General features: G+C 68.7%; 19 protein-coding genes, 3 tRNA genes and 1 pseudogene. 7 read left to right on the forward strand and 16 right to left on the reverse strand.

What is annotated here, in order from left to right; translation table 11 throughout:
* Window positions 1-25 precede the first annotated feature (25 nt).
* From CWT12_RS08500 to CWT12_RS08510, 3 genes are read left to right on the forward strand one after another with little or no spacing between them, the layout of a single operon-like run.
* Complete coding sequence (locus tag CWT12_RS08500) at window positions 26-913, forward strand: glutamate ABC transporter substrate-binding protein (protein WP_161924467.1); 888 nt, start codon at window positions 26-28, stop codon at window positions 911-913.
* A 36-nt stretch (window positions 914-949) separates the two neighbouring features.
* Complete coding sequence (locus CWT12_RS08505) at window positions 950-1,630, forward strand: amino acid ABC transporter permease (protein ID WP_161924468.1); 681 nt, start codon at window positions 950-952, stop codon at window positions 1,628-1,630.
* Complete coding sequence (locus tag CWT12_RS08510; RefSeq protein WP_161924469.1) at window positions 1,627-2,529, forward strand: amino acid ABC transporter permease; 903 nt, start codon at window positions 1,627-1,629, stop codon at window positions 2,527-2,529. The genes CWT12_RS08505 and CWT12_RS08510 overlap by 4 nt, the downstream gene beginning before the upstream one ends.
* A gap of 10 nt (window positions 2,530-2,539) precedes the next feature.
* On the opposite strand, the gene CWT12_RS08515 is transcribed toward CWT12_RS08510, so the two are convergent.
* Window positions 2,540-4,060, reverse strand: a complete 1,521-nt coding sequence (locus CWT12_RS08515; RefSeq protein WP_161924470.1) for an NAD(P)/FAD-dependent oxidoreductase — start codon at window positions 4,058-4,060, stop codon at window positions 2,540-2,542.
* A 248-nt stretch (window positions 4,061-4,308) separates the two neighbouring features.
* Between CWT12_RS08515 and CWT12_RS08520 the strand changes: the two genes are divergently transcribed.
* Window positions 4,309-5,595, forward strand: a complete 1,287-nt coding sequence (locus CWT12_RS08520) for a hypothetical protein (RefSeq protein ID WP_161924471.1) — start codon at window positions 4,309-4,311, stop codon at window positions 5,593-5,595.
* 130 nt (window positions 5,596-5,725) lie between these two features.
* Here CWT12_RS08520 and CWT12_RS08525 read toward each other — a convergent pair whose 3' ends face one another.
* The 12 genes from CWT12_RS08525 to CWT12_RS08580 form a co-directional block, all read right to left on the reverse strand.
* A complete protein-coding gene (locus CWT12_RS08525; protein ID WP_161924472.1) occupies window positions 5,726-6,280 on the reverse strand; it encodes a regulatory protein RecX in 555 nt (184 codons plus the stop codon).
* Complete coding sequence (gene recA / locus CWT12_RS08530; RefSeq protein WP_161924473.1) at window positions 6,280-7,470, reverse strand: recombinase RecA; 1,191 nt, start codon at window positions 7,468-7,470, stop codon at window positions 6,280-6,282. The genes CWT12_RS08525 and recA overlap by 1 nt, the downstream gene beginning before the upstream one ends.
* 206 nt (window positions 7,471-7,676) lie before the next feature.
* The gene (locus CWT12_RS08535) at window positions 7,677-7,913 is read right to left on the reverse strand and encodes a DUF3046 domain-containing protein (protein ID WP_161924474.1); all 237 of its coding nucleotides are present in this window, start codon (window positions 7,911-7,913) and stop codon (window positions 7,677-7,679) included.
* A gap of 304 nt (window positions 7,914-8,217) precedes the next feature.
* On the reverse strand, window positions 8,218-8,640 hold the full coding sequence (locus tag CWT12_RS08540; protein ID WP_202616177.1) for a helix-turn-helix domain-containing protein: 423 nt from the start codon (window positions 8,638-8,640) through the stop codon (window positions 8,218-8,220).
* Window positions 8,641-8,820: 180 nt separating this feature from the next.
* Complete coding sequence (locus CWT12_RS08545) at window positions 8,821-9,369, reverse strand: CinA family protein (protein WP_161925391.1); 549 nt, start codon at window positions 9,367-9,369, stop codon at window positions 8,821-8,823.
* Window positions 9,370-9,377: 8 nt separating this feature from the next.
* The gene (gene pgsA, locus CWT12_RS08550; RefSeq protein ID WP_161924475.1) at window positions 9,378-9,995 is read right to left on the reverse strand and encodes a CDP-diacylglycerol--glycerol-3-phosphate 3-phosphatidyltransferase; all 618 of its coding nucleotides are present in this window, start codon (window positions 9,993-9,995) and stop codon (window positions 9,378-9,380) included.
* A gap of 105 nt (window positions 9,996-10,100) precedes the next feature.
* Window positions 10,101-12,815 (reverse strand): FtsK/SpoIIIE family DNA translocase, encoded by a 2,715-nt coding sequence (locus tag CWT12_RS08555; protein ID WP_161924476.1) that lies wholly within the window; start codon window positions 12,813-12,815, stop codon window positions 10,101-10,103.
* A gap of 54 nt (window positions 12,816-12,869) precedes the next feature.
* Window positions 12,870-13,784 carry a PfkB family carbohydrate kinase gene (locus tag CWT12_RS08560; protein WP_161925392.1) on the reverse strand — a complete coding sequence of 305 codons (915 nt, stop codon included), beginning with the start codon at window positions 13,782-13,784 and terminating at the stop codon, window positions 12,870-12,872.
* A gap of 47 nt (window positions 13,785-13,831) precedes the next feature.
* The gene (locus CWT12_RS08565; protein ID WP_161925393.1) at window positions 13,832-15,466 is read right to left on the reverse strand and encodes a ribonuclease J; all 1,635 of its coding nucleotides are present in this window, start codon (window positions 15,464-15,466) and stop codon (window positions 13,832-13,834) included.
* Window positions 15,467-15,708: 242 nt separating this feature from the next.
* Window positions 15,709-15,781: transfer RNA gene (locus tag CWT12_RS08570), tRNA-Glu, on the reverse strand.
* A gap of 34 nt (window positions 15,782-15,815) precedes the next feature.
* Window positions 15,816-15,888 (reverse strand) — tRNA-Glu (locus CWT12_RS08575).
* An 82-nt stretch (window positions 15,889-15,970) separates the two neighbouring features.
* Window positions 15,971-16,042 (reverse strand) — tRNA-Gln (locus CWT12_RS08580).
* Between the two features lie 269 nt (window positions 16,043-16,311).
* Here CWT12_RS08580 and CWT12_RS08585 point away from each other — a divergent pair.
* Window positions 16,312-17,127 (forward strand): hypothetical protein, encoded by an 816-nt coding sequence (locus tag CWT12_RS08585; RefSeq protein WP_161924477.1) that lies wholly within the window; start codon window positions 16,312-16,314, stop codon window positions 17,125-17,127.
* 42 nt (window positions 17,128-17,169) lie between these two features.
* On the opposite strand, the pseudogene gltX reads toward CWT12_RS08585, so the two are convergent.
* Window positions 17,170-18,635: pseudogene (gene gltX / locus CWT12_RS08590) on the reverse strand (glutamate--tRNA ligase).
* Window positions 18,636-18,919: 284 nt separating this feature from the next.
* Here gltX and CWT12_RS08595 point away from each other — a divergent pair.
* Both CWT12_RS08595 and CWT12_RS08600 read left to right on the forward strand, forming a co-directional pair.
* Complete coding sequence (locus CWT12_RS08595; protein WP_161924478.1) at window positions 18,920-19,717, forward strand: hypothetical protein; 798 nt, start codon at window positions 18,920-18,922, stop codon at window positions 19,715-19,717.
* Window positions 19,718-19,834: 117 nt separating this feature from the next.
* Window positions 19,835-21,112 carry a MalY/PatB family protein gene (locus CWT12_RS08600; protein WP_161924479.1) on the forward strand — a complete coding sequence of 426 codons (1,278 nt, stop codon included), beginning with the start codon at window positions 19,835-19,837 and terminating at the stop codon, window positions 21,110-21,112.
* Window positions 21,113-21,163: 51 nt separating this feature from the next.
* On the opposite strand, the gene CWT12_RS08605 is transcribed toward CWT12_RS08600, so the two are convergent.
* Window positions 21,164-21,985, reverse strand: coding sequence for a fumarylacetoacetate hydrolase family protein (locus tag CWT12_RS08605; protein ID WP_161924480.1), 822 nt, complete (start codon window positions 21,983-21,985; stop codon window positions 21,164-21,166).
* 79 nt (window positions 21,986-22,064) lie between these two features.
* Window positions 22,065-23,606 carry an alanine/glycine:cation symporter family protein gene (locus CWT12_RS08610; protein ID WP_161924481.1) on the reverse strand — a complete coding sequence of 514 codons (1,542 nt, stop codon included), beginning with the start codon at window positions 23,604-23,606 and terminating at the stop codon, window positions 22,065-22,067.
* Window positions 23,607-23,737: the final 131 nt, after the last annotated feature.

A 23,737-nucleotide genomic window follows, 5' to 3' on the forward strand; every position in this document is an offset into this window, starting at 1 on the left:
ACAACCATTCACACAGGAGGCCGGCATGGCACCCATCCTTCACACTCCTCGTGGCCGACGGCGCCCGCGCACCGGCCCGGGTCTTCGCGCCCGCGCCCTGGCGGCGGTCATCATCGGCCTGGCGGTGGTCATGACGCCGCTGGCGGCCTGCGGTGCCGACTCCGCCGGCTCCGGGCACACCATCCGCATCGGCATCAAGTTCGACCAGCCCGGCATGGGCCTGAAGGACGGCGCACGCTACACCGGCTTCGACGTCGAGATGGGCCGCGCCATAGCGGGCAAGCTCGGCTACACCGAGGACGAGATCACCTGGATCGAGGCCGTCTCCGCCCAGCGCGAGACAATGCTGCAGAACGGGCAGGTGGACATGGTCATCGGCACCTACTCGATCACCGACGCGCGGCGGGAGAAGATCACCTTCGCCGGGCCATACTTCATAGCCGGCCAGGACCTGCTCGTGCGCACCGGCTCCGACATCAACGGGCCCGATGACATGGACGGGCACATCCTGTGCTCAGTGGAGGGATCAACCTCGGCACAGACCATCCGCGACAACTACTCCTCCGGCTCCGTGCAGCTGTTCCCCGTGCGCTCCTACTCCCAGTGCGTGGAGTTCCTGGCGGCGGGCACGGTGGATGCGGTTACCACCGACAACATCATCCTGGCGGGTTTCGCCGCACAGCCGAACTACACCGGCAAGGTGGAGGTAGTCGGCAACGCCTTCTCCGAGGAGCACTACGGTGTCGGCCTGCCCAAGGACGGCGCCGAGCGCTGCCGCGCGGTCAACCAGGCCATCACCCAGATCATCGCCGAGGGCACCTGGAGCCGGCTCCTGGAGGAATCCGTGGGCACGTCCTTCGATCCCGACACGGCGCTCAACCCGCCTGCGGTCGACGACTCGCTGTGCGAGTAGCCCCGCCCACTCCCGGATCAAGGAAAGGAAGAGTCATTGAGTGAGCTGCTTTCCCAGTACAACATCCTTGGCGCGTTCCTAGTCAATATCGAGCTGACCGTCTTCTCCGCGCTCGGCGCCGCCCTGCTGGGCACGGTCCTAATGATCATGCGGGTCAGCCCCATGGGGTCACTGCGCGGATTCGCCACGGCCTTCACCAACATCGTCATGAATATCCCGCTGACCCTGATCATCCTGGCCTGCTCACTGGGCCTTTACGGGCAGCTCGGCATCGTGGTCTCCGGCCGGTGGGGTGACCAGTGGCTGGCGCGCAACTCCTTCTGGCTGACGGTCATTGGCCTGAGCGTGTACACGGCGACCTTCGTGTGCGAGGCGCTGCGCTCCGGCCTGAACACCGTCCCGCGCGGGCAGGCAGAGGCCGCCCGCGCAATCGGCCTGGGCTTCGGGCAGACCATGAGCTCGATCATCCTGCCGCAGACGCTGCGCGGGGCGGTGGCACCGCTGGGCAACACGCTGATCGCCCTGGCGAAGAACACCACGGTCGCCTCGGCCGCCGGCGTCGCCCAGGCCGCCTCGGTCATGTCCGACATGTTCGAGTTCTCCCCGCAGCACCTGCTGGCGATCTTCGCCATCTTCGCGATCGGCTGGACCATCATCGTCCTGCCGATCGGGCTGCTCACAACCTCCCTTTCCCGAAAGCTGGCGGTGGCACGATGAACGACCAGTCGCTCCTATTCGACTTGCCGGGCCCCAAGGCCCTGCGCCGCGAGCGCATCGGCAACGTAATCGGCGTGATCCTCCTGGTGGCGCTGGGGGCGTGGGTGATCGCGGCCCTGGCCGCCAAGGACCAGTTCACAGCCGCGCGGTGGGCGCCCTTCCTGACCGCGTCCGCCTGGACTGACTACTTGCTGCCCGGCCTGTGGGCGACGCTGCGTGCCGCGGCCGTGGCACTGGTGGCCGCCTTCGTCTTCGGTGTTGCCTTCGGCCTGGGGCGGCTCGCGGACGCCCGCCTGGTGCGCTGGCTGAGCACCGTAGTGGTGGAGTTCTTCCGGGCGGTACCAGTCCTGGTGCTCATGCTGTTCTTCTACTTCATGTTCTCCCAGGTCTCCTTCGTCCCCGCGAGCTCGGCGGCCTTCTGGGGCGTAGTGACGGCCCTGACCCTGTACAACGGCTCGGTGGTGGCCGAGCTGGTCCGCTCCGGTATCCACTCCCTGCCCTCCGGCCAGCGGGAGGCGGCCCTGGCGATTGGGCTCACCCCGACGCGCTCGCGCCGACTCATCGAGCTGCCCCAGGCGCTGGTGGCGATGATGCCGGCCATGATCAGCCAGCTGATCGTGGCACTGAAGGACACGGCGCTGGGCTACATCATTACCTACTCCGAGCTGCTGGCCGCGGGCAGCCTGCTGGGCAGCGCGAAGGCGAACCTGATCCCGTCCCTGATCGTGACCGCCGCCATCTTCGTGGTGCTCAACTTCGGGATGTCCTGGTTGGCGCAGCGGCTGGCGGACCGGCTCAGCCGCCGCACCAGCGAGGAGATGACTACGGTCACCGGCATCGCCACCGCGGCGGATGTGGCGGACATTCCCGCCCCGACAACGCCGCAGCAGCCGCGCTGAGCCCGAGCGCTCAGGCGGAGGGGCGGGACTGCTCGCGCCGCCGGGCGAGCCGGGCATCGTGCTCGGCGGCCGCCGCGAAGGCGGCACCGGGCGCGGCCACCGAGCCGAAGCTGGCCAGATCGCGGCGGAAGACGACGGCGGCCAGCCAGTCCATCATGATGCGCACCTTCCGGTTCAAGGTGGGCATGGCGTAGACGTGGTAGCCCCGGTGAGCGGTCCAGGCCAGGAAACCGCGCAGGTTGTGGCCCATGATGCGGGCCACGCCCTTGCCGATACCCAGGGAGGCGACGGTGCCGAGATTCTCGTGCCGGTAGGAGTTCAGCCGGGGCTCGTGAGCGCCGCCGGCCGCCAAGGTGGCCGCCAGGTTCTCAGCCAGTACCTTGGCTTGGCGCACGGCGTGCTGGGCGGTGGGGGCGCAGGTGGCGTCCGGTTCTGCGCTGGTGAGGTCCGGCACGGCCGCGCAGTCGCCGGCCCCCCAGGCGCCCGCGACGACGACGCCGTCGCGGGCCACTTGCAACGTGGGCAGGGCGGTCACGCGACCGCGCGCATCGATCGGCAGATCGGAGTCCGCCAGTACCGGGGCTGCCTTCACGCCGGCGGTCCACACGATGGTGTCGGCGTCGAACTCGGTTCCGTCGGACAGGACCACGTGCCCGTCGACGCAGGAGTTAAGGAAGGTGGACAGCCGCACGTCGATGTCCCGCTCGCGCAGCTGCTGCAGGCCGTAGCCGGACAGCTCCTCGGTCAGCTCCGGCAGGATGCGGCGGGTGCCCTCCACCAGCACGAAGTGCACGTCCTCCTGTGCGATGCTGGGAATCTTGGCGACGGCGGCGCGAGCCATGTCCTCCAGCTCGGCAATCGCCTCCACGCCGGCGAATCCTCCGCCGACGAACACGAAGGTCAGCAGGCGCCGACGGCGGTCGTGGTCCCACGTGGAGGCGGCGTCCTCGATACGGGAGAGCACCCGGTTGCGCAGCGCCAGGGCCTCCTCCACCTGCTTGAAGCCGAGGGCCTGCTCCGCCAGGCCGGGAATGGGGAGGGTGCGGGCCTCGGCGCCCAGGGCCAGCACCAGGTGGTCGTAGGCGAGCGGGTACGGCTCTGGGGCCACGAGCGTGGATTCTGGGACCGGGGGCGTGATGGTGATGGTGCGGCTGGCATGGTCAATGGCGGTGACCGAGCCGGTGAGGATGGTGATGCCGTCCAGGCTGCGGCGGTGGGAGGCGACCACGTGCCGCGGCTGGATGGAGCCTGCGGCGACCTCCGGCAGGAAGGGCTGGTAGGTCATGTACGGGCGCGGGTCGACGACGGCGATCTCGACCTCGTCGGTGTTCAGCCGCCTGCGCAGCGCCCGGGCTACGGTGAAGCCGACATAGCCGCCACCAGCGATGATCACGCGTGGCGGGCGGTGACGGTCGGCGTCGACGGAGACGGCGGGCACGCGCGGACGGGGCGTGCGGGCGGTGAGGGCGATTGCGGCGCCCGCAGCGGCGAGGCCCGCGGCGCCCATGGCGATGGCGACAGGACGTCTCATAGGGAAAATGTAAGGGTTGCCTTACGTAAGAGGAAATCAATGCCGATGCCGCTCCCCATGATTCACCTCACACCTGCGTCCCCGCGCGCCCCAAGCCAACTTCTGTAACAGCCCGGCACCAGCCGCGTACCGCCCGTGCCACGGCACCAGCCCGCCCCGGCGACACCCAGGGAAATAACGCTTGCGAAAACCGTGACATGCCTGTTTTACTCCCCGTTGTCCCAGACATTGACCCAGGAGCCTTAGTAATGCGACTTCGTAATCTCCCCCGCCGTACGGCCGCACTGGTCGCCGCCTCCGCCCTGGCCGCTGCGGCGGCATGCTCCTCCCCCACGGCGACGCAGGCCGGCTCCTCCGCGGCAGCCTCGCCTAGCCGCACCACCTACGGCACGCAGACCCCTCTGGCGGGTAACTTTGAGGCCTCGGGACTAACCGCCACCACGCTCAGTTTCAAGGCAGAAACGGGCACGGTCTACGCGGACGAGGCAGGTGTTACCTACATCGAACCGCGCACGGACGCCTCCGCGGACCTGACGGTCCGGCGTGCGCTGTGGGACGGTACCGAAGCCTGGTCCACCGCCGTGGCGGTGCCCGACGACGCGGCCGACATGCATCTGCGGCTGAGCGCGGACCCGGGGATCGGCGTCGTCTCGGTGTGGTTCGCCGGACCAGACGAGACGAGTGAGGACGAGATCCTCCTGCGGAACACCGAGGCCATGGCGAATCAGGTCACCTGGCTGGAGCTGGAGACCGGCCGGGCCACCTCCGAGGATCTGGCGGCGGCGGCATTCGAGTACGCGGGCGTGTCGGTGCGCTCCAATGAGAACTTCGCGGGCGCGATCGTCATGGAGGACGACTCAACGACCTCCGGCGTGCTGTACGTCAACGCCGACCTCTCGTTGACCGGATCGAGCTGGGGTGAGCTGCTCTCAGCCGAGGGCGACTTCCAGCTGAGCGACGTGGCCCAGTGGAATGGCACGCCGCTGTTCACCCTCACCGACAAGCAGGTTGACACCAACAACATCGTGCAGCTCGGCCCCGCCGAGCTGCTGATCGCCGACAGTGACAGCGTTCGGTTCATTCCTGGTCCCACGCACCTGGGGCTGAAGCACAACGAGGACCTGTGGCTGGTGGATGAGACGGGTGCCGTCGTCGAGGTGGACACCGGCGCCTGCGAGCTGGGTGAGAACCACCAGTACCCGACCATCTCCGACACCGCCCTGTATGCGGGCCTCGCTCGCGTCACCCTTGATGATCACTCGTTAGAGTGCCTGGCCGATCTCGCTCCCACTGCGGGGGCCAAGATCGCCGGGGAGTTCTCCGACGGCAGCCTGCTGCTCACCTCGACCTTATACGGGGCCGATGTGCAGGGCACCTGGTTGGTTCCGGCGGACCGCTCAGAGGCCATCAAGCTGGACAACACTTTCAACTCGACTGAGGTGCACTCCGACTACATCGTCCAAATCACCGACGGCGCCGAGGTCACGTTCGTAGACGTCTACGACTACCGTGACCTGACGCTGCCGCAGGAGTGACACCGGGTGTCATCCCCCAGCCGAGTTCCGGCAGGGTGCGCGCCTGCACCCACCGCTGGGCGCGCCGTTTAAGTGGGCACAACTGGCCGCACACCACGCAGCCCCTACCCACATACGCAATACATACGACCTAGGCGCCCCACTCGGTTTCCGATGCAGCCTCCGGGCTCATGCGCACGGTCCCGGTACCGGCCCCCTCCTCCGCCAGAGCACGCTCGACGGCACGCGCGGCTACGTCGGCGCCGTACCCCTTGCGGCCCAGTGCGGCCAGGGCGCGGCGCCGGCGTACGGCGGGCTCGAGCCCACGGCTGGCAGCCAGTCGCTTGCGCGCCAGCACCAGGGCGGCCGCCTCCTCGTCCTCGCCATCGATCTGGGCCAGGGCGGCGTGGATGTGCCCCTCCCCCAGGCCCTTGCGGCGTAGCTCGTCCGCGATAGCGCGCCGGGCGGCTCCCTTCTCCGCAAAGCGGGTACGGGCCAGGCGGGCGGCATAGGCGGCGTCGTCAATCACCCCCGCCGCCTCAAGCCGGTCCAGGACCTCCCGGGCGACGGCGGGGTCGGTCTGCTTACGCTCCAGCAGCTGCGCCAGTGCCGCGCGCGGTGCAGCGGAGCGGTCGAGGCGGCGCAGGACGATGTCCCTGGCCGTCTCGACCTGCTCGGTGTGCGCGTCCGGGGTGAGCCAGGGCATCAGAAGCCGCCGGCGTCCTCACCGAACATGGCGTCGGCCTCCTCGGCCGCAGCCGCCTTCTTCTTGCGTCCGCCCGCCTTGGACGCGGTTGCCGCAGTGCCCTTCCCGCCCGCAGGGGCAGTCTGCGCAGCGGCGGCCTGCTCCGCAGCCTCCTGCTCCGCCTCCTCGCGGGCCTTCCGGCCCGGCTCGCCAATGCCGAGAGCAGCCAGGATCTTGTACTCGATCTCATCGGCGAGCTCAGGATTGTCCTTGAGGAAGGTACGCGCGTTCTCCTTACCCTGGCCGAGCTGGTCGGTGCCGTAGGTGAACCAGGCGCCGGACTTGCGCACAATGCCGTTCTCCACGCCCAGGTCAAGGATGCCGCCCTCCCGGGAGATGCCCTGGCCGTAGAGGATGTCGAACTCGGCCTGCTTGAAGGGCGGAGCCATCTTGTTCTTGACGACCTTCGCCCGGGTGCGGTTGCCAACCGGCTGGTCGCCGTCCTTAAGGGTTTGGATGCGGCGCACGTCGATACGCACGGAGGCGTAGAACTTCAGGGCCTTGCCGCCGGTGGTGGTCTCGGGGTTGCCGAAGAACACGCCGATCTTCTCACGCAGCTGGTTGATGAAGATGGCTGTGGTACCGGTGGCCGACAGGGCACCGGTGATCTTGCGCAGCGCCTGGCTCATCAGCCGCGCCTGCAGGCCGACGTGCGAGTCACCCATCTCCCCCTCGATCTCAGCCTTGGGCACGAGGGCGGCTACGGAGTCGATGACGATGATGTCCAGCCCGCCGGAGCGGATGAGCATGTCCGCGATCTCCAGGGCCTGCTCGCCCGTATCCGGCTGGGAGACCAGCAGGTTGTCGGTGTCCACGCCCAGAGCCTTGGCGTAGACCGGGTCCAGGGCGTGCTCGGCGTCAATGAAGGCGGCATTGCCGCCGGCCTTCTGCGCGTTGGCGACGGCGTGCAGCGCAACTGTGGTCTTGCCGGACGACTCCGGCCCGTAGATCTCTACTACACGGCCACGCGGTAGTCCACCGATGCCCAGGGCGACGTCGAGTGCGACGGAGCCGGTGGGGATTACCGACACCGGCGGCCGGGAGTCGTCGCCGAGTCGCATGACGGAGCCCTTGCCGAAGGACTTATCGATCTGCGCGAGGGCGGTCGCCAGGGCCTTGGAGCGGTCCTGCGTCTGGGTTGCAGCGGGCATTGGTATTCCTCTGTTCTCGTGCGGCTCTCCGCCGCGGTGGCTACGTCTGGTCCTGGTTGCGGTACCCCTCTCCGGGGCTCACGAGCGACGTTATGCCGGACCACTGACATGTATCACCACCGCTTAGCCGTCCCTGTGGACGCGGGGCGCGTCAACGCCGCCTGTGGACAACAGTAGGCGAACAACTGTTCGAATAGCGGCTGCATTCACCGCGTGTCGCGGCGGCGAGCGCGCGGGTCATCGCGGAACACCCAGCGTTCCGCCTCATTGCGATCAGTGTCATCGCACAGGGCGTGCCAGACATCACGCGGCGGCACTCCCGCGTCCAGAGCCTCCACGCTGGTGCGCCCGATGCCGGTCAGGACCAGGTCCTGGGCCAGCGAGCGCCCGTAAGCCGAGCCGAACACAGCGTCAACCGCACGCCAGAACTCCGAGTGCTTCATCTTGCCTCACATCGTGCTTCATGCGTTTCTTCACCGGGGCCGACCGGACCTGGAGCGGTATCGCGGACCGCCCCTTGCCGAGCCGCAGCCCATTTTCCGGTGCCGGTGCCGGGATCCCGCCGCAGGCCACTGCGAGCTCGCCCACACGGACCGCCGTCGGCGGCGTGCCTGCCGGGAAGCCACAACGGTTCACCGGTCCGACGCAGCTGTGCCCGGGCGCTCACCGCCGCAGCGGCAGCACCCGGGCACAGTTCTGCTCAGCCTCCGAATGTCTCTGGCCGAGTCAATACAGCCGAGTCGACGGTCAGCGCAGGGGCATGCCCTGCTGCCGAACAAGCTCATCCGGAATCGTGTCCGGCACGGCCACGCCCTCGGCCACGGCGATGCGGTCGGAAACCTCACGCAGTACCGCGGACAGTGGGGCGTCCAGTGCCTGGCAGATCGCGGCCAGCAGCTCCGAGGAGGCCTCCTTCTGCCCACGCTCCACCTCGGAGAGGTAGCCGAGGGACACGCGGGCCTGCCCGGAGACCTCACGCAGGGTGCGTCCCTGGTGCTGGCGAACCGAGCGGAGTACCTCGCCGATCTCCCGACGCAAGAGGATACTGTCATGCTTACTCGCCGTGTTCTCTACGACGGCGCCGCGCCCCGCCACGGGGGCCTGCCGCATCGGCGCGCGGCCGACCGGGCGCGCGGAGCGGTTGGTGCGGGTGTGAGTCACGTTGTTCATCGTGTGGCACAACCATTCATCTGCCGGTTTCATTCCCGCCTCCGGCGGATCATTCCCCGGCGGCGCTGCCCAGATCCTCGCCGAGAAATCTGGGAGGAACCTGGAGGTCGCGTAAGTGTCCTCGAGGTCCGCCAGGCAAAGCCGTCCCTGCCAGTCCACTCGCCTCCACCAGCGACCGGGTCACGCAGGCGGAGCGGCCTCCAGCAGTGCCCCGGCCAGGGCCAGCACCGCAGTAGTGGTGTTGTCGCGCACGGCGATCCGGTCCCCGGACAGATGAAGCTCGCGCGCAAGCACGCCCCAGGGGGAGGCCACGGCCACATGCACGGTTCCCGCCGGATGCCCATCGGCGTCCCCGGGACCGGCCACACCCGTTGTGGCCAGGCCGAGGTCCGTACCCATGAGCCGTGCCACGCCCACCGCCATCTGCTTGGCGACCTCACCATCCACCGGTCCAGTGGCGGCCAGGCGCTCGGGGTCAACTCCTAAGACCTGCTCCTTGATCCGGGTGGCGTAGGCGACTACGGCGCCGACGACGACGGCGGAGGCCCCGGGAACACTCACCAGTGTTGAGGTCACCTCGCCGCCGGTCAACGACTCGGCCACGGCCAGCGTGAGGTTCTTCGCCTCCGCCTTGGCCAGCAGGAAGCGTGCAGCCTCCACGAGTGTGCCGCGGCTACCGTCCGCCACCGGCTCCCCGGCCGCGCTCCCACCGGCGGGGGCCTGCTCCATCGGCGTCGTCACGCGGATGCCTCCCCTCGAGCGATGCGACTGGCCTGGAGCACGTAATCCACCCCGGTAACCACCGTGACCACCACAGCGGCTCCGATCGCTACGTATGCGAGCGCCGTCAGCGCGTTGGCCGGCGCCTCCGGCAAGAACAGTGCCCAGGGCGTCAGCAGCCCGATAATGCCGGTCATCTGCAGCGTGGTCTTGAGCTTGCCCCCGCGGGAGGCGGCCATGACGGCGCGGCGCAGCATGACGAACCGCAGCAGCGTAATACCTAGCTCGCGCACGATGACGACTACCGTCACCCACCACCACAGGCGCCCGTCCGCGGACAGCAAGACGAAGGCGGACAGGGTCAGTGCCTTGTCGGCGATGGGATCGGCGATCTTCCCGAAGCTGGTGATCAGATTCCGGGAGCGGGCCAGCTGCCCGTCCAGCTTGTCCGTAAGCGCGGCGACTACGAACACCGCCGTCGCGGCCAGCCGAATCGGCTCACCGGGCTGGAGCATGAGCCAGATGAAGACAGGGACCAGTACCAGCCGCAGCACCGTCAGGGCGTTGGCGACATTGAGCAGCGGAGGCGCATCAGCGCCCCGGGCGGCGCCCGCCTCGGTGGGTGTGGTGTTCATCGCCACCAGCCTAGATGATTGGGGCCGGTACAGCCCCTACGACCGACTTCGGCACGTAACGTCTACCGACCTCGGCGAGGGGGCGGTGGGTATCCGCCGACTGAGTCACCAGGAGGCGCCGCGGCCGGTCAGGCTCCAGGCGTCCTCGGACTCCTCCTCAGCACCCAGGTCCTCCCATGACTCCGACTCGGGGACTCCCCGGTCCGCCTCCAGGGGATCCTCCCCGTAGCGGTCGGACGGCGGCGCAGCAGTGGCGCCGGTATCGGCCTGGCCGACCGCCTCCAGGTCCTCCCCGGTGCCCGCGGCCTCGTCCTGCTCGCTGCCGCCGGGAGCGGCGCCCTCCCCCTTGATCCAGGCGAGCGTCTCCTCCAGCTGCTCGGGCTGCACCAGGACATCGCGGGCCTTGGAGCCCTCGGAGGGGCCTACGACCTCTCGCGTCTCAAGCAGGTCCATGAGCCGGCCGGCCTTGGCGAAGCCGACCCGCAGCTTTCGCTGCAGCATGGAGGTGGAGCCGAACTGGCTGGTGATGATCAGCTCTGCGGCCTGCAGCAGCAGGTCCATGTCATCGCCGATCTCCTCGTCGATCTGCTTCTTGACCTCCGGAACGATCACGTCCTCCCGGTAGTCGGGCTGCAGCTGGCCCTTGACGTGCTCCACTACCGCGCGGATCTCCGACTCGGTGACCCAGGAGCCCTGCACGCGCACGGGGGCGGAGGCGCCGGGACCCAGGTAGAGCGCATCGCCCTGGCCGGTGAGCGTCTCGGCGCCGTTCTGGTCCAGGATGACGCGCGAGTCCAGCTGGGAGGCGGTGGCGAAGGCCAGGCGCGAGGGCACGTTGGACTTGATCAGTCCGGTGACCACCTGGGCGACCGGGCGCTGGGTGGCCAGCACCAGGTGAATGCCGGCGGCGCGGGCCAACTGGGTGATGCGCTGGATGGAGGCCTCGACGTCCTTGGGGGCGGTCATCATCAGGTCCGCCAGCTCGTCGACCACCACCAGCAGGTAGGGGTAGGGGGCGATCACGCGCTGGGAGCCGGGCAGGGGCTGTACCTCGCCGGCGCGCACCGCCTTGTTGAAGTCGTCGATGTGCTTGAAGCCGAAGGACGCCAGGTCGTCGTAGCGGGCGTCCATCTCCCGCACCACCCACTCCAGGGCCTCGGCGGCCTTCTTCGGGGAGGTGATGATCGGGGTGATCAGGTGCGGGATGCCCTCGTAGATGGTCAGCTCCACGCGCTTGGGGTCCACCAGCACCATGCGCACCTCCTCGGGGGTGGCCCGCATCATGATGGAGGTGATCATGGAGTTGACGAAGGAGGACTTTCCGGAGCCGGTCTGGCCGGCCACCAGCAGGTGCGGGGTCTTGGCCAGGTTGGTGACCACGTAGTCGCCCTCGACGTCCTTGCCCAGTCCCACCACCAGCGGATGCGCCTGCTTCTTGGCGGCCTGGGAGCGCAGCACGTCGCCGAGCTTGACCATCTCCCGGTCGGAGTTGGGGATCTCCACCCCGATGGCGCTCTTGCCCGGGATCGGGGTGAGCAGGCGGATCTCGTCGGAGCCGACCGCGTAGGCGATGTTCTTGGCCTGGCTGGTGACGCGCGAGACGTTCACGCCGCGACCCAGGTGCACCTCGTAACGGGTGACCTGCGGGCCGCGCGTATAGCCGGTGACGGTGGCGTCCACGCCGAACTCCGTGAACACGTCCTGCAGCTTGTTGACGATGGCGTCATTGGCGTCGGTACGGGTGGCATGGCCGTGGCCGGGCTCGAGCAGGGAGTCCTCGGGCAGGCTGTAAGTGGAGCCGTCGGGCAGCTCCATCTGCCCCAGCGCGATCGCATCGGCAAAGTCCGGCTCATCGGCGACGGCGGGAGTCTCCTGCGTGACGGCGTCGGGCTCGGCGGGCGCAGCGGCCGCGCTGGGCGCAGCCGCTTCCGACCTGGCCTTGCCACCACCCTTGGTCCCCCTGCGCGCGCGGCGTGCGGGCGCGGGTGCGGCGGCCTCGGAGTCGAGCGGAACATCTACCGGGGGGTCCGGCAGGACGCTGGTCTCGGCATCGCTGGGAACGACGGCGGGGGCCGCATCGCTGCGATCGCTGCGCACCTTGGACCGCTTGCGGCGGCCACTGCCGCGGGGCCGCTCATCGGTCGCGATGGCGCTGCGGAAGGGCTCGTCGCCGTCATATGCGTCCAGCCGCGCCGTGGGGGCGGCATCGGCTGCGTCCGGGCCGGACACGGCCGAGCGCACCCGGCCCAGCGTCCGGGTGGCCAGACTGGGGGCCTCGACCGCGGAACCGCGCCGTTCAGCCAGCCACTCCCGGATCTCGGCAACCGTCTTGCCGGATATCACCAGGGCGGAGAAGGCGATCAGCAAGATGAACAGGATCACCGCGCCGATGGCGCTGAACAGGGTGGCCAGGGGGTAGCCGACCACCCAGCCGAGCAGCCCTCCCGCATTCTCCAGCGATCCGATGCCGAAATCGAGCGACGGGTTGCCGGAGCACACGTGGATGATGCCCGCCACCCCGGTGAGCACGCCCAGACTGCCGACTCCCACACGCACGTGTGTGGCATTCATGGCGCGGGCGCGCAGCATGGCCACGCCCAGTCCGGCGAGCAGCACCGGCACGATGATCCCGAGCACTCCCAGGGGCCCCGCGGCGATGTGGTGCAGCACGCCGCCTGCGGCACCGGAGATGCCGAACCACTCGCGCAATCCGACAACGACGGCTAGCGCCAGTACGACGAACGCCCAGCCTGTGCGGCGATAGCGCCCGCCGGAGGGCTGGGAAGGGGGCGGCAAGGTCTTCGTGCGAGTTTTGGCCATGGTGGTCACCACGCTACCTGCGTGCTCACGGAGCCATGCGCCTGCCACGCCGGACTAGACGCGCAGGAACGCGTCGATCTCGTCTCGTCGCGGGGCGCGGGCCGGACCGATCCGGCTGACTGCCTCCGCGGCCGCGGCGTTCGCGCGCCTGGCGGCGGAGACCACATCGAGGCCGTCCATGAGGCCCACCACGAGCACACCCGTGTGCGTGTCGCCGGCGCCGGTCGTGTCCACCACGTCACGGGCGAATCCCGGAACCTCGATACGATCGCCGTCGACGGGCCACATCACGCAGCCGTGCACGCCGGTGCGGCGCACGAGCAACCCGTTGGGGCAGGCTCGCCGCAGCGCCTCGGGACTGCCCAGGCGAGCAGTCAGCTGAGTGGTCTCGAAGTGGTTGCCGGTCAGCAGCGTGGTGCGGCGCAGAATCGGCATCAGCACGTGGTCGGGAATCTCCGGCTGCACGGGTCCCAGGTCAATGACCAGGCCGACGCCGTCGGGCAGGGTCAGCAGCCACGAGGTGAGCACATCGCGGCTGGACCGGTGCACCAAGTCGTAGCCGGTGGCGTAGACCCAGTCGCCCGCCTGCAGCTCCAGGCGCTGTAGGTCCTCCAGCTGCGGCTCGGCCTCCACGCCCTCGGTGGTGATGAAGGTGCGCCTGCCGCTGGGCTCGATCAAGGTGGTGCAGGTGCCGATGTCACCCACCAGCTCCTCCACGAGCAGCTCCACGCCGTCGCGCATCATGGTTTCACGCACCTGAGCCGAGTTGGGCCCGGTCCCCAGGGTCGCAGCCAGGGCGGCGGGCAGTCCCTGGCGGGCGACGGCGGACACGACCGTGTAGCCGCCGCCGACCGTCGGCCCGGCGGAAGTGGCGGTCACGGCGCCGCCGGGGGCGGGAATGCGCGCAACGTGCAGGGGCAGGTCGATCAGGACTGATCCGGTGGAGATGAAGCAGGCCGGGCGGCGCATGGCCTTGTGCCCATTGCCCTTGCTGATCAGTCCGCTACGTATCCAGCTCATGCTTCGATTACCACGGGAACGATCATGGGCCGCCGCCGCAGGCGCCGACCGATCCACCGGCCCAGCGTGCGGCGCATGGCCTGCTGGAGGGAGTGGGCATCGGCATTGCCCTTGTCCAGCGCATCGGCCAAGGCGTTGGTGACGTCCGGCAGGACCTCGTCGAATACAGCCGGGTCCTCGGCGACGCCGCGGGCCTGAATGTCCGGCCCGGCCAAGATGGTGCCGGTCGAGGTCTCTACCACGGCGTAGACGGACACGAAGCCCTCCTCGGCGAGGATGCGCCGGTCCTTCAGCTCTGACTCGTCGATCTCGCCGATTGAGGAGCCGTCCACGTAAACGTAGCCGCAGGGCACGGAGCCGGCGATGCGGGCCTTGCCGTCGGCCAGGTCAACCACCACCCCGTCCTCGCACAGCATCACCCGCTTGGGGTCGACGCCGGTCTTGACCGCCAGGGCGCCATTGGCCACCAGGTGGCGGATCTCGCCGTGGATCGGCATGACGTTGCGGGGGCCGACGATGTTGTACACGTGCAGCAGCTCCTCGGAGGAGGCGTGGCCGGAGACGTGCACCTTGGCATTGCCCTGGTGGACCACCCGGGCCCCCAGGCGCATGAGCCGGTTGATAACCCGGTTGACGGAGTTCTCATTGCCAGGAATCAGGGAGGAGGCAAAGATGACCGTGTCTCCGGGCTCCACCGTCACCGAGCGGTGCTCGCCGTGCGCCATGCGGGACAGGGCCGCCATGGGCTCGCCCTGGGAACCGGTGACCATCAGCACCCGCTCGTCCGGGGGCAGCGACGCCAGGTCGCGGGCGTTGATGAGCACCCCCTCTGGAACGTTCAGGTAGCCACGTTCGGCAGCGATCCCCATATTGCGCACCATGGAGCGGCCGATCAGGGCCACGCGGCGGCCGTGCAGGGCAGCCGCGTCCAGCACCTGCTGCACCCGGTGGACGTGGCTGGCGAAGGAAGCCACGATGATCTGCTGGTCGGACTCGGCGAAGACACCGTCCAGGACCGGGCCGATCTGATTCTCATGCCCGATCATGCCGGGGACCTCGGCGTTGGTGGAGTCCACGCAGAACAGGTCCACGCCCTCATCGCCGAAACGGGCGAAGGAGCGCAGATCCGTGATGCGCCCGTCGATGGGCAGGGAGTCGATCTTGAAGTCCCCGGTGATCAGCACCGAGCCCGCCTCCGTGCGGATCATGGCGGCCATGGCGTCGGGGATGGAGTGGTTCACCGCCACGAATTCAAGGTCGAACGGGCCGTAGCTGACCCGTTCGTGCTCCTCCACTACGCGCAGCACCGGGTGCAGGCGGTGCTCGGAGAGCTTGGCGGAGACGAAGGCCAGGGTCAGGTCCGAGCCGACCAGGGGGATGTCCTCCCTTAGCCGCAGCAGGTAGGGCACACCGCCGATGTGGTCCTCATGCCCGTGGGTCAGCACCATCGCGACGACGTCGTCGAGGCGGTCCTCAATGTAGGTGAAGTCCGGCAGGATGAGGTCGACACCGGGCTGATCCTCCTCGGGGAACAGCACGCCGCAGTCGACGATGAGCAGCTTGCCGCCGACCTCGAAAACCGTCATGTTGCGCCCGACCTCGCCGAGTCCGCCCAGTGGGACGATGCGCATCGCACCGTCGGAGAGCGGGCCGGGGGCGCTGAGCTTGGGGAAGTTGGTCACGGCGGCGAGTTTAGCCACTCATGCGGTGGGAGCGCGCCGCGCCCAAGCCCACCGTTCCGCCACGCCGCCGGAGATCCCCGGCGACCGACTGCCCGAGACAGCCCTGGGCGCCCCCGCACGCCCAGGGCAAAAACGGAAAAGCCCGGCCGCCAGGGCCGGGCTGGAGACGCGGGCTCACTTGCCGCGGTGAGTACCCCGTACCGGATTTGAACCGGTGCTGCCGCCGTGAGAGGGCGGTGTCCTGGGCCGCTAGACGAACGGGGCCTGCCAACGAGCTCCACGCGGGAGCCGTGGCTCGTACCCCGTACCGGATTTGAACCGGTGCTGCCGCCGTGAGAGGGCGGTGTCCTGGGCCGCTAGACGAACGGGGCTCGGATATTGATTTGTATGAGCCGCCGAGGCCGCACTCATCCGTCAATCGCGACGGCAGTAATACGGCTTATCAGCACTCGGCTGGGGTACCAGGACTCGAACCTAGAATGGATGAACCAGAATCACCTGTGTTGCCAATTACACCATACCCCAAGAGATTGGTGCGCCCGAGCGGCTAGCGCCCCGGCAGCGATCGGTAATTTACACGGCCTCCCCGCGAACGCCAAGTCAGATCATCGTGAGTGCAGCCACACCCGCTCCGACCCGACTCCTGCAGGCCGCCGGCAGCGCCCACGCGCATGGGGACCACTCCCCCACCCCGGCGGCTGCGCCTGGAGACGGACCGCTTTAAACTGCCGTCACTCACCGTTACTGTATTTCAAGGTCACAAAGCCGTACACGACTCCCCTCCCGGAGGAAAGATGACTTCTCCCCGTACCCCGCGCCGCCCGTCCGCGCGCCGGGCCACGCGCGCCCTGGCCCTGGCCCTGTGCCTGACCTCCGGCCTCGCCCTGGCCGCCTGTGGCTCAGGCTCCGGCAAAGCCAGCGAGTCGACCGCCGCCTCCGGCGGATCCGGCCTGTCCCTGCGCGCGTCCACTCAAGAGCCCATCCCGACGCTGACGCCCACCCCGACCCCGAGCCCGTCCTCGGGCGTCGGCCTGAGCGCCCGCAGCTCCGAGGCACCGCCCTCCGCCACTCCCCAGCAGACCGAGGAGCCGTGGAGCCCGCCGACGCTGAAGTTCTACAACGAGGACACCTCCGTCTGGTACCAGGACGACTCGGTAGTGAACACCGATGCCGTCTCCAGCAACGGCAACATTGAGGGCTACCGAACCTGGGACAACGCCTGCATCGGCTATGAGACCCGGGACATCTCCGAGCGCATCCACGACCTCGGCCTGGATGACGACACCATGAGCTCCCTGCTGGTTCCGGTGAACGACTCCGTCATCACCGATTACAACGAGACCGGTCGGGAGACCCTGGACCTGGTGCGCGACGACGGCGGCACCATGGAGGGGTACTCGGTGACCTGGACCGGTACCTTCAACTACGACGACGGCACCACCGAGTCCGTCGAGGGCTACAAGTTCGCTCGCGCCGTGGGCAACGCCGGGCTTGACTTCAGCGTGGAGATCATCTGCTCCAGTGGCAGGAACGTCTCCGCGGCCCAGTGGCACACGATCCTGTCGGGTATTCGCATCGAGGGACTCAAGGCAGGCAAGATGAGCAGCTGACGCCGCCGGGCGGGCCGCGCGACGGCGTCAGCCGGTAGCGGGTCAGCCCAAGCGGGCCCGCAGAGCGCGCAGGCGCATAAGGCAGGAGTCGGCCCCCAGAATCTCCATCGACTCAAACAGCGGTGGGGAGACCTGCCGCCCGGTCACGGCCACGCGCAGGGGCCCGAACGCCAGGCGCGGCTTGATCCCCAGCCCATCGACGATGGCCGCCCGCAGAGCCTCCTCCAGCACCTCGGTGCGCCACGGTCCCGGCAGCGTCTCAAGGGCTGCGATCGCGGCGTCCAGCACCTGCGGGGCGGAGTCCTTCAGCTTTGCCACGGCGCGCTCATCGAGCTCGAGCGCCGCGTCATCCACCAGCAGGAAGCCGAGCATCTCACGGGACTCGCGCAGCAGCTGGATGCGCGTCTGGATCAGCGGCGCGGCCGCAGCGAGGATCCTCTGCTCACGCTCGGGCAGCTCGGCGAAGGTGGTGGCGCTGACCAGGGGGCGGGCCGTCCACTCGGGATCGGCCGGATCCGGGTAGGTGTCGGCGAGGTAGGGCACCAGCCGGTCGCGGAAGTCGTCACCCTCCAGCCGGCGCAGGTGCTCGGCGTTGATGGCCTCGCACTTCTTGGCGTCGAAGCGGGCCGGGTTGGGGTTGACATCGGCGATGTCGAAGGCGGCCGCCAGCTGCTCGGGGGTAAACACGTCCTCGTCCTTGGACAGGGACCAGCCCAGCAGGGCCAGGTAGTTGAGCAGTCCCTCCGGCGCCATGCCGCGGAAGCGGTGGATGAGCAGGTTGGACTCGGGGTCACGCTTGGACAGCTTCTTGTTCCCCTCCCCCATGACGTAGGGCAGGTGGGCGAACTCTGGTACCCGCTGCGCCCGCCCGATGTCCATAAGGGCGCGGTACAGCACCACCTGCCTGGGGGTGGAGGACAACAGGTCCTCCCCGCGCAGCACGTGGGTGATGCCCATGGCGGCGTCGTCGACGGGGTTGACGAGCGTGTACAGCGGGTCTCCGCCTGCGCGCACCACCACATAGTCGGGCACGGAGCCGGCCTTGAAGGTGACCGGACCGCGCACCAGGTCGTGGAAGGTGATGTCCTCGTCCGGCATGCGCATACGCAGCACGGGCAGGCGCCCCTCGGCCCGAAAGGCGGCCTTCTGCTCCTCGGTCAGGTCGCGGTCGTAACCGTCGTAGCCGAGCTTGGGGTCCTCCCCCCTGGCGCGGTGGCGCGCCTCGATCTCCGCGGGCGTGGAGAAGGACTCATACAGGTACCCGGCCTCCAGCAGCTCCTTGGCGACCTGGCGGTACAGCTCGGTGCGCTGAGACTGGCGGTAGGGGCGTGGGGGCCGCCCTTGGCAACGCCCTCGTCCCAGTCCAGGCCGAGCCAGCGCAGCGAGTCGAGGATCGCCTCGAAGGACTCCTCGGAGTCGCGGGCAGCGTCGGTGTCCTCAATACGCAGCACGAAGGTACCGCCGGTGTGCCGTGCGTAGGCCCAGTTGAACAGGCAGGTGCGCACCATGCCCACATGCGGGGTGCCGGTGGGCGAGGGGCAGAAGCGGACTCGGAGCGGCGTCGAGCCGGGAGCGGGCGGGGTGGGAACCGGTGTGGAGATGTCGTCACTCATGATGGGCCAACCCTAGCCGCCCCCGGCGCTGTTTCCGCATCGGTTCGGCCGTGCCTGCGCGCCACGCTCCGCCTGCCGCGCGCATCAAGGACGACGCCGGGGAACGCTCCCCATGGCGCCACGGGCCGTATGCCGCTAACGTACGTGATGAACCCGTTATTCCACTTCAGGAGCATCCCATGAACACGACGATCCTCCAGACGTCACCCGCCATCCGCCGCGGCGCAGTGACGCTGCTGGCGCTCGGGCTCGCCCTGCCCGGCATTGTCGCCTGCAACGACGAGGCTCCGGTGGCTAGAGCCCCAGAGACCGAGCAGACTCAGGCCGCGCCCGAGCAGTCCTCTACCCCCACCCCCAGTCCGTCGGCAGATGACGCCGAGCCCGGTGTCGGCCTACGCCCGCTGCAGCGGTCCACTGACAGCCCCATCGAGAATGCCGACGACGACTCCACGTACTGGTCATTCCCCCTGCTGTACGACGGCTGGTACCCGGAGACGATCGACGAGGAAGGCCGCAACGAGCTGGACCGGGCGGACGGCAACTGCCTGTACGAGAGTGGCCAGTTCCTCTACGAGGACTCCGAGTACGGCGATACCGCGGAGACCGTGTACCAGGCCGACGCCTGGGTTGAGTACCTTGAGGACGAGTACGGCGACGTCGAGTCCACGCAGACAACCGACACCACCGTCACCGACATGTCGGGCAACCCGGTGGAGATGATCAAGGTTCAGACCAGCTACCAGAACAACGGGCGCGATATCAAGGCGATCACCTGGATGCGCGTCTTCACCACGATCCAGACGCCCACCATGATGTCGCTGCACTACACCTGCATCGCCAACGCCATTGATGAGACCGAGCTTGAGGACATGGTCTCCGACACCCACATCGTCAACCCGGGCCCGGCCAAGATGGAGGACGGCGTGGTTGGGAAGTCCTCCAGCGGCTCCTCAACCGGAAGCGATGACATGGTCTGACCCGCCGGTCCCTGACGCGACCGCGCAGGCACTTGCACGCAACGCCGTCAGCCGCCCCCGTACCCGCCCCGCCGGTACGGGGGCGGCGGCATGGTCAGCGTTTCGTACACTGCCCGCATGGCTACACCCGAACTCAACGCCGCAAACCAAGTATCCGGAACTTCCCTGGACGAGCCGGCGCCCGCCTTCGACGCCACGCGCACTATCGCCGAGTTTGACGCCCTGACCCCCGAAGTCATGCGGAAACGCGGATCGCTGAAGTGGACCATGTATCCCGGGGACGTGATCGGCGCGTGGGTGGCCGAGATGGATCTGGGCACTGCCCCGTCGGTTACTGCGGTTCTTCACCGCGCGGTCATGGACGGCTCCTACGGCTACCTGCCGCCGCGAGTCGCCGAGTCCGTAAGCGAGCAGACCGCCCGCTTCCAGGGTGAGGCCTTCGGCTGGCAGGTGGACGCGCAGGACGTGAGCCTGCTGCCGGACGTGCTGTCCGCCCTGGGCGCCGTGATCGCCCACCACACCCGCCCGGGCAGCGCCATAATCGTGCCGACCCCGGCCTACATGCCGTTCCTGTCCTATCCCGGCCTGTACGGGCGCGAATGCGTGCAGGTACCGTCCCTGCGCACCGGGACCACCGACTCCGGTGCCGCCTGGGCGCTGGACCTGGACCGCATTGAGGCGGCGATGGCCGCCGGCGCCGGCCTGCTGGTGCTGTGCAACCCCTGGAACCCGGTGGGGCGGGTGCTGTCGCCCGCCGAGCTGGACGCCGTCGCCGAGCTGTCCGCCCGCTACCGGGTGCCGGTCTTCGCCGACGAGATCCACAACGCCCTAATCCTGGACCCGCAGGCCGTGCACACCCCCTATGCCTCGCGCCCCGGCACCGACCCCGATCTGACCTTCACCGCCACCGCCGCCTCCAAGGGGTGGAACACTCCCGGCCTGAAGTGCGCGCAGCTGATCGCCTCCGCCGGGGCGCGGCAGGCCTGGGATGACAGCCCCCTGTCCAAGCACCTGGCCAATGAGGCGTCGCTGCTCGGCGCGCAGGCGACCGTGGCCGCGCTTGCGGACGGGCAGGAGTGGATTGACTGCGTGCGCGGATACATACGCGCCAATGCGCAGCTCGCGGAGCAGGCGCTGGCGGACGTGGAGGGCGTGGAGATCACGGTGCCGTCCGGCACATACCTTGCCTGGCTGGACTGCTCCGGGCTGCCCCTGCCCGAGGACGTCACCCCGGCCGAGGTCTTCCGCCGCGAACCCGGGGTCGTCATGAACGACGGCGCCGCATTCGGATCCGGGTACGAGCGTTTCTGCCGACTCAACCTGGCCACGGGCCGGCGGATCGAGGAGCAGACCGTGCAGCGCCTGGCCGACGCCGTCGCCCGGCTCACGGCCTGAGGCAGCAGGGCCCGGCGGCCGTGATACGGGCCACCGGGCCCTGCCCGGGTCTCAGCGGCGCACCACGGGATTGCCGAAGGCGCCGATGCCCTCCACTGCTACCTCGACGCGCTGGCCGGCGCGGATCTCGCCGACGCCGGCCGGCGTGCCCGTTAGCACGACGTCACCAGGCAGCAGCGTGAACACACCTGAGACGTAGGCAATCAATTCAGGAACCGGGCGGATCATGTCCGCGGTGGTCCCCTCCTGCACGATGCTCCCGTCAACGCGCGCACGCACTACGGCGTCGGCGGGGTCGAAGCCGGCGCCCCCAGGCTGCGGGATCTCGATCCAGGGGCCCAACGGGCAGGAGGTGTCAAAGGCCTTGGCACGCGTCCAGGTCTCGTCCGCGCGCTGGCAGTCCCGGGCTGAGACGTCATTGGCAACTGTGTAGCCGAGAATCGCGGCAGCTGCTTCACGCGGCGTGGCGTCCTTGACGATCGACTTGATGACAACGGCAAGTTCCGCCTCGTAGTGGACCTCATTGGACCATGCGGGCAGGACGATTGGGGCATCGGGGCCGATCACCGAGGTGTTCGGCTTGATGAACACAATGGGCTCGGCCGGGGCGGCCCCGCCCATCTCGGCGGCGTGGGCGGCGTAGTTCTTTCCGATCCCCACCACCTTGGAGCGCGGTATGACCGGGGAGACCAGGCGTGCCTCCGAGAGGGGGATGACCTCCCCGGTGGCTTCGGGAGCCGTGTACAGGGGGTCGCCCTTGAGTACGAGGAGGCGGCCGGAGGACTCGCCGGTGGGGGTGGCCTCCCCGGCCGGTAGTCCGTCAACGATGCCGTAGCGGAGTTCGTCTCCCGTGGAGAAGCGCGCGATCTTCATGGGATGACCCTAGAGGATTGACGCGCCCGCGGGGGAGACGACTTCCACGGTCCAGGTCGCGCCGGCGCAGCCGCCGGACTCAGCCAAGCGTGGCGCCCGAGCCGTCGTCGCCCGTGACGGGAACGGGAGCGGCCTCGCGCCGGACGGCGGCAGCCTCGGTCCACACGTCATCGGGCAGCTCGGCAGGCAGGTACGGGTTACCGGTGGACACGAAGTAGATCCTGTCCCGCACGCCCGCGCGGACCTCGCGCTGCTGCTGCTCCCAGTCACGCAGGGCGCCGAAGGCCCATCTACCCAGGAGCACCACCGAGATGATGTTGATGATCGCCATGACACCCATGGCTACGTCGGAGAGGTTCCACACGAAGGACAGGGACGCGACCGAGCCCAGCGCAGCGGCCACCACGATCATGGCCCGCACGCCGTAGTGGCTACGGCCCATGCCGCGCAGGAAGTCCATGTTGACCTCCGCGTAGGCGTAGTTGCCCAGGAGCGAGGAGTAGGCGAATACGAACACTACCGCGGCCATCAGGTACTTGGCCCAGGGGCCGAGCACGGCACTGACGGAGTTGACGGTCAGGGTACCGGCGGCATCCATACTCGCAGTGGCGGGGTCGTATACGCCGGACAGCAGGATGATCAGGGCGGTGGCGGTGCAGACCACGATGGTGTCTACGAACACGCCCATTGACTGGATGAACCCCTGCTGCACGGGGTGGTGCACCGTGGCGGTGGCGGCCGCGTTCGGGACGGACCCCTCGCCGGCCTCGTTGGAGAACAGGCCGCGCTTGATGCCGTTCAGGGTTGCGGCCATGAAGCCGCCGCCGATTCCCCAGAAGGCCTGGTCCAGTCCGAATGCACCCTTGAACACCGAGCCCAGGGCCGCGGGGATGGCGCCAACGTTGAGCACCAGGATGACCACGGCGATAATGACGTAGATCAGCGCCATGAGCGGAGCCAGCCACTCGGTGATGGCGGCCACCCGCTTGATGCCCTTGAACACCACCGGCGTGGTGATCAGCACCAGGACAATGGCCGTCTGCCAGGGCTCAACGTCGAATGTGCCCTTGAGGACATTGGAGATGGCATTGGCCTGGGTGGCCTCATAGGCAAAGCCGAACACGAAGGTGATTACGACGGCGAAGACGCTGGCCACCGTCCTGGATCCCAGGCCCTTGTGGATGTAGTAGGCGGGCCCTCCGCGGAAAGTGCCGTCCGGGTGGGCCACTTTGAACAGCTGGGCGAGCGTGGACTCTACGAAGCCGGTGGCCATGCCAACCAGCGCCACCACCCACATCCAGAACACGGCGCCCGGCCCGCCCATGGTGATGGCAATGGCGACGCCCACGATGTTTCCGGTACCCACGCGGGAGGCCAGTCCCACGGTGAAGGCCTGGAATGAGGACATGCCCTCGCCGACGTCGCCCCGGGAGACGGTAATGGCGCGCAGCATCTGTGGGAACAGCCGCACCTGCAACCCGCGAGTGCGGAGGGTGAACCACAATCCCGCGGCTAGCAGCAGCCATGCGAGCAGTTGCCCGTACAGGTGATCGGAGATGTTCTCGAGTACGGCGGCGGGCTCGTCGAAGAAGCCGGCGGTCGGCAGGAGCATGGGGTTCATAGGTCTCCGGACGTAGTCGGGATGCGCCAGTGGGAGGGCGCGGGCCGGTCCCTTGGGACAGGCACTTGTCAGTTGCATCCGTCCCGGCACCGCAGGCGCCGAAGCCTGGGCTGAGACGGTAGCGCAACACA

The organism is Actinomyces sp. 432, from assembly GCF_009930875.1.
Classification (GTDB): Bacteria; Actinomycetota; Actinomycetes; order Actinomycetales; family Actinomycetaceae; genus Actinomyces.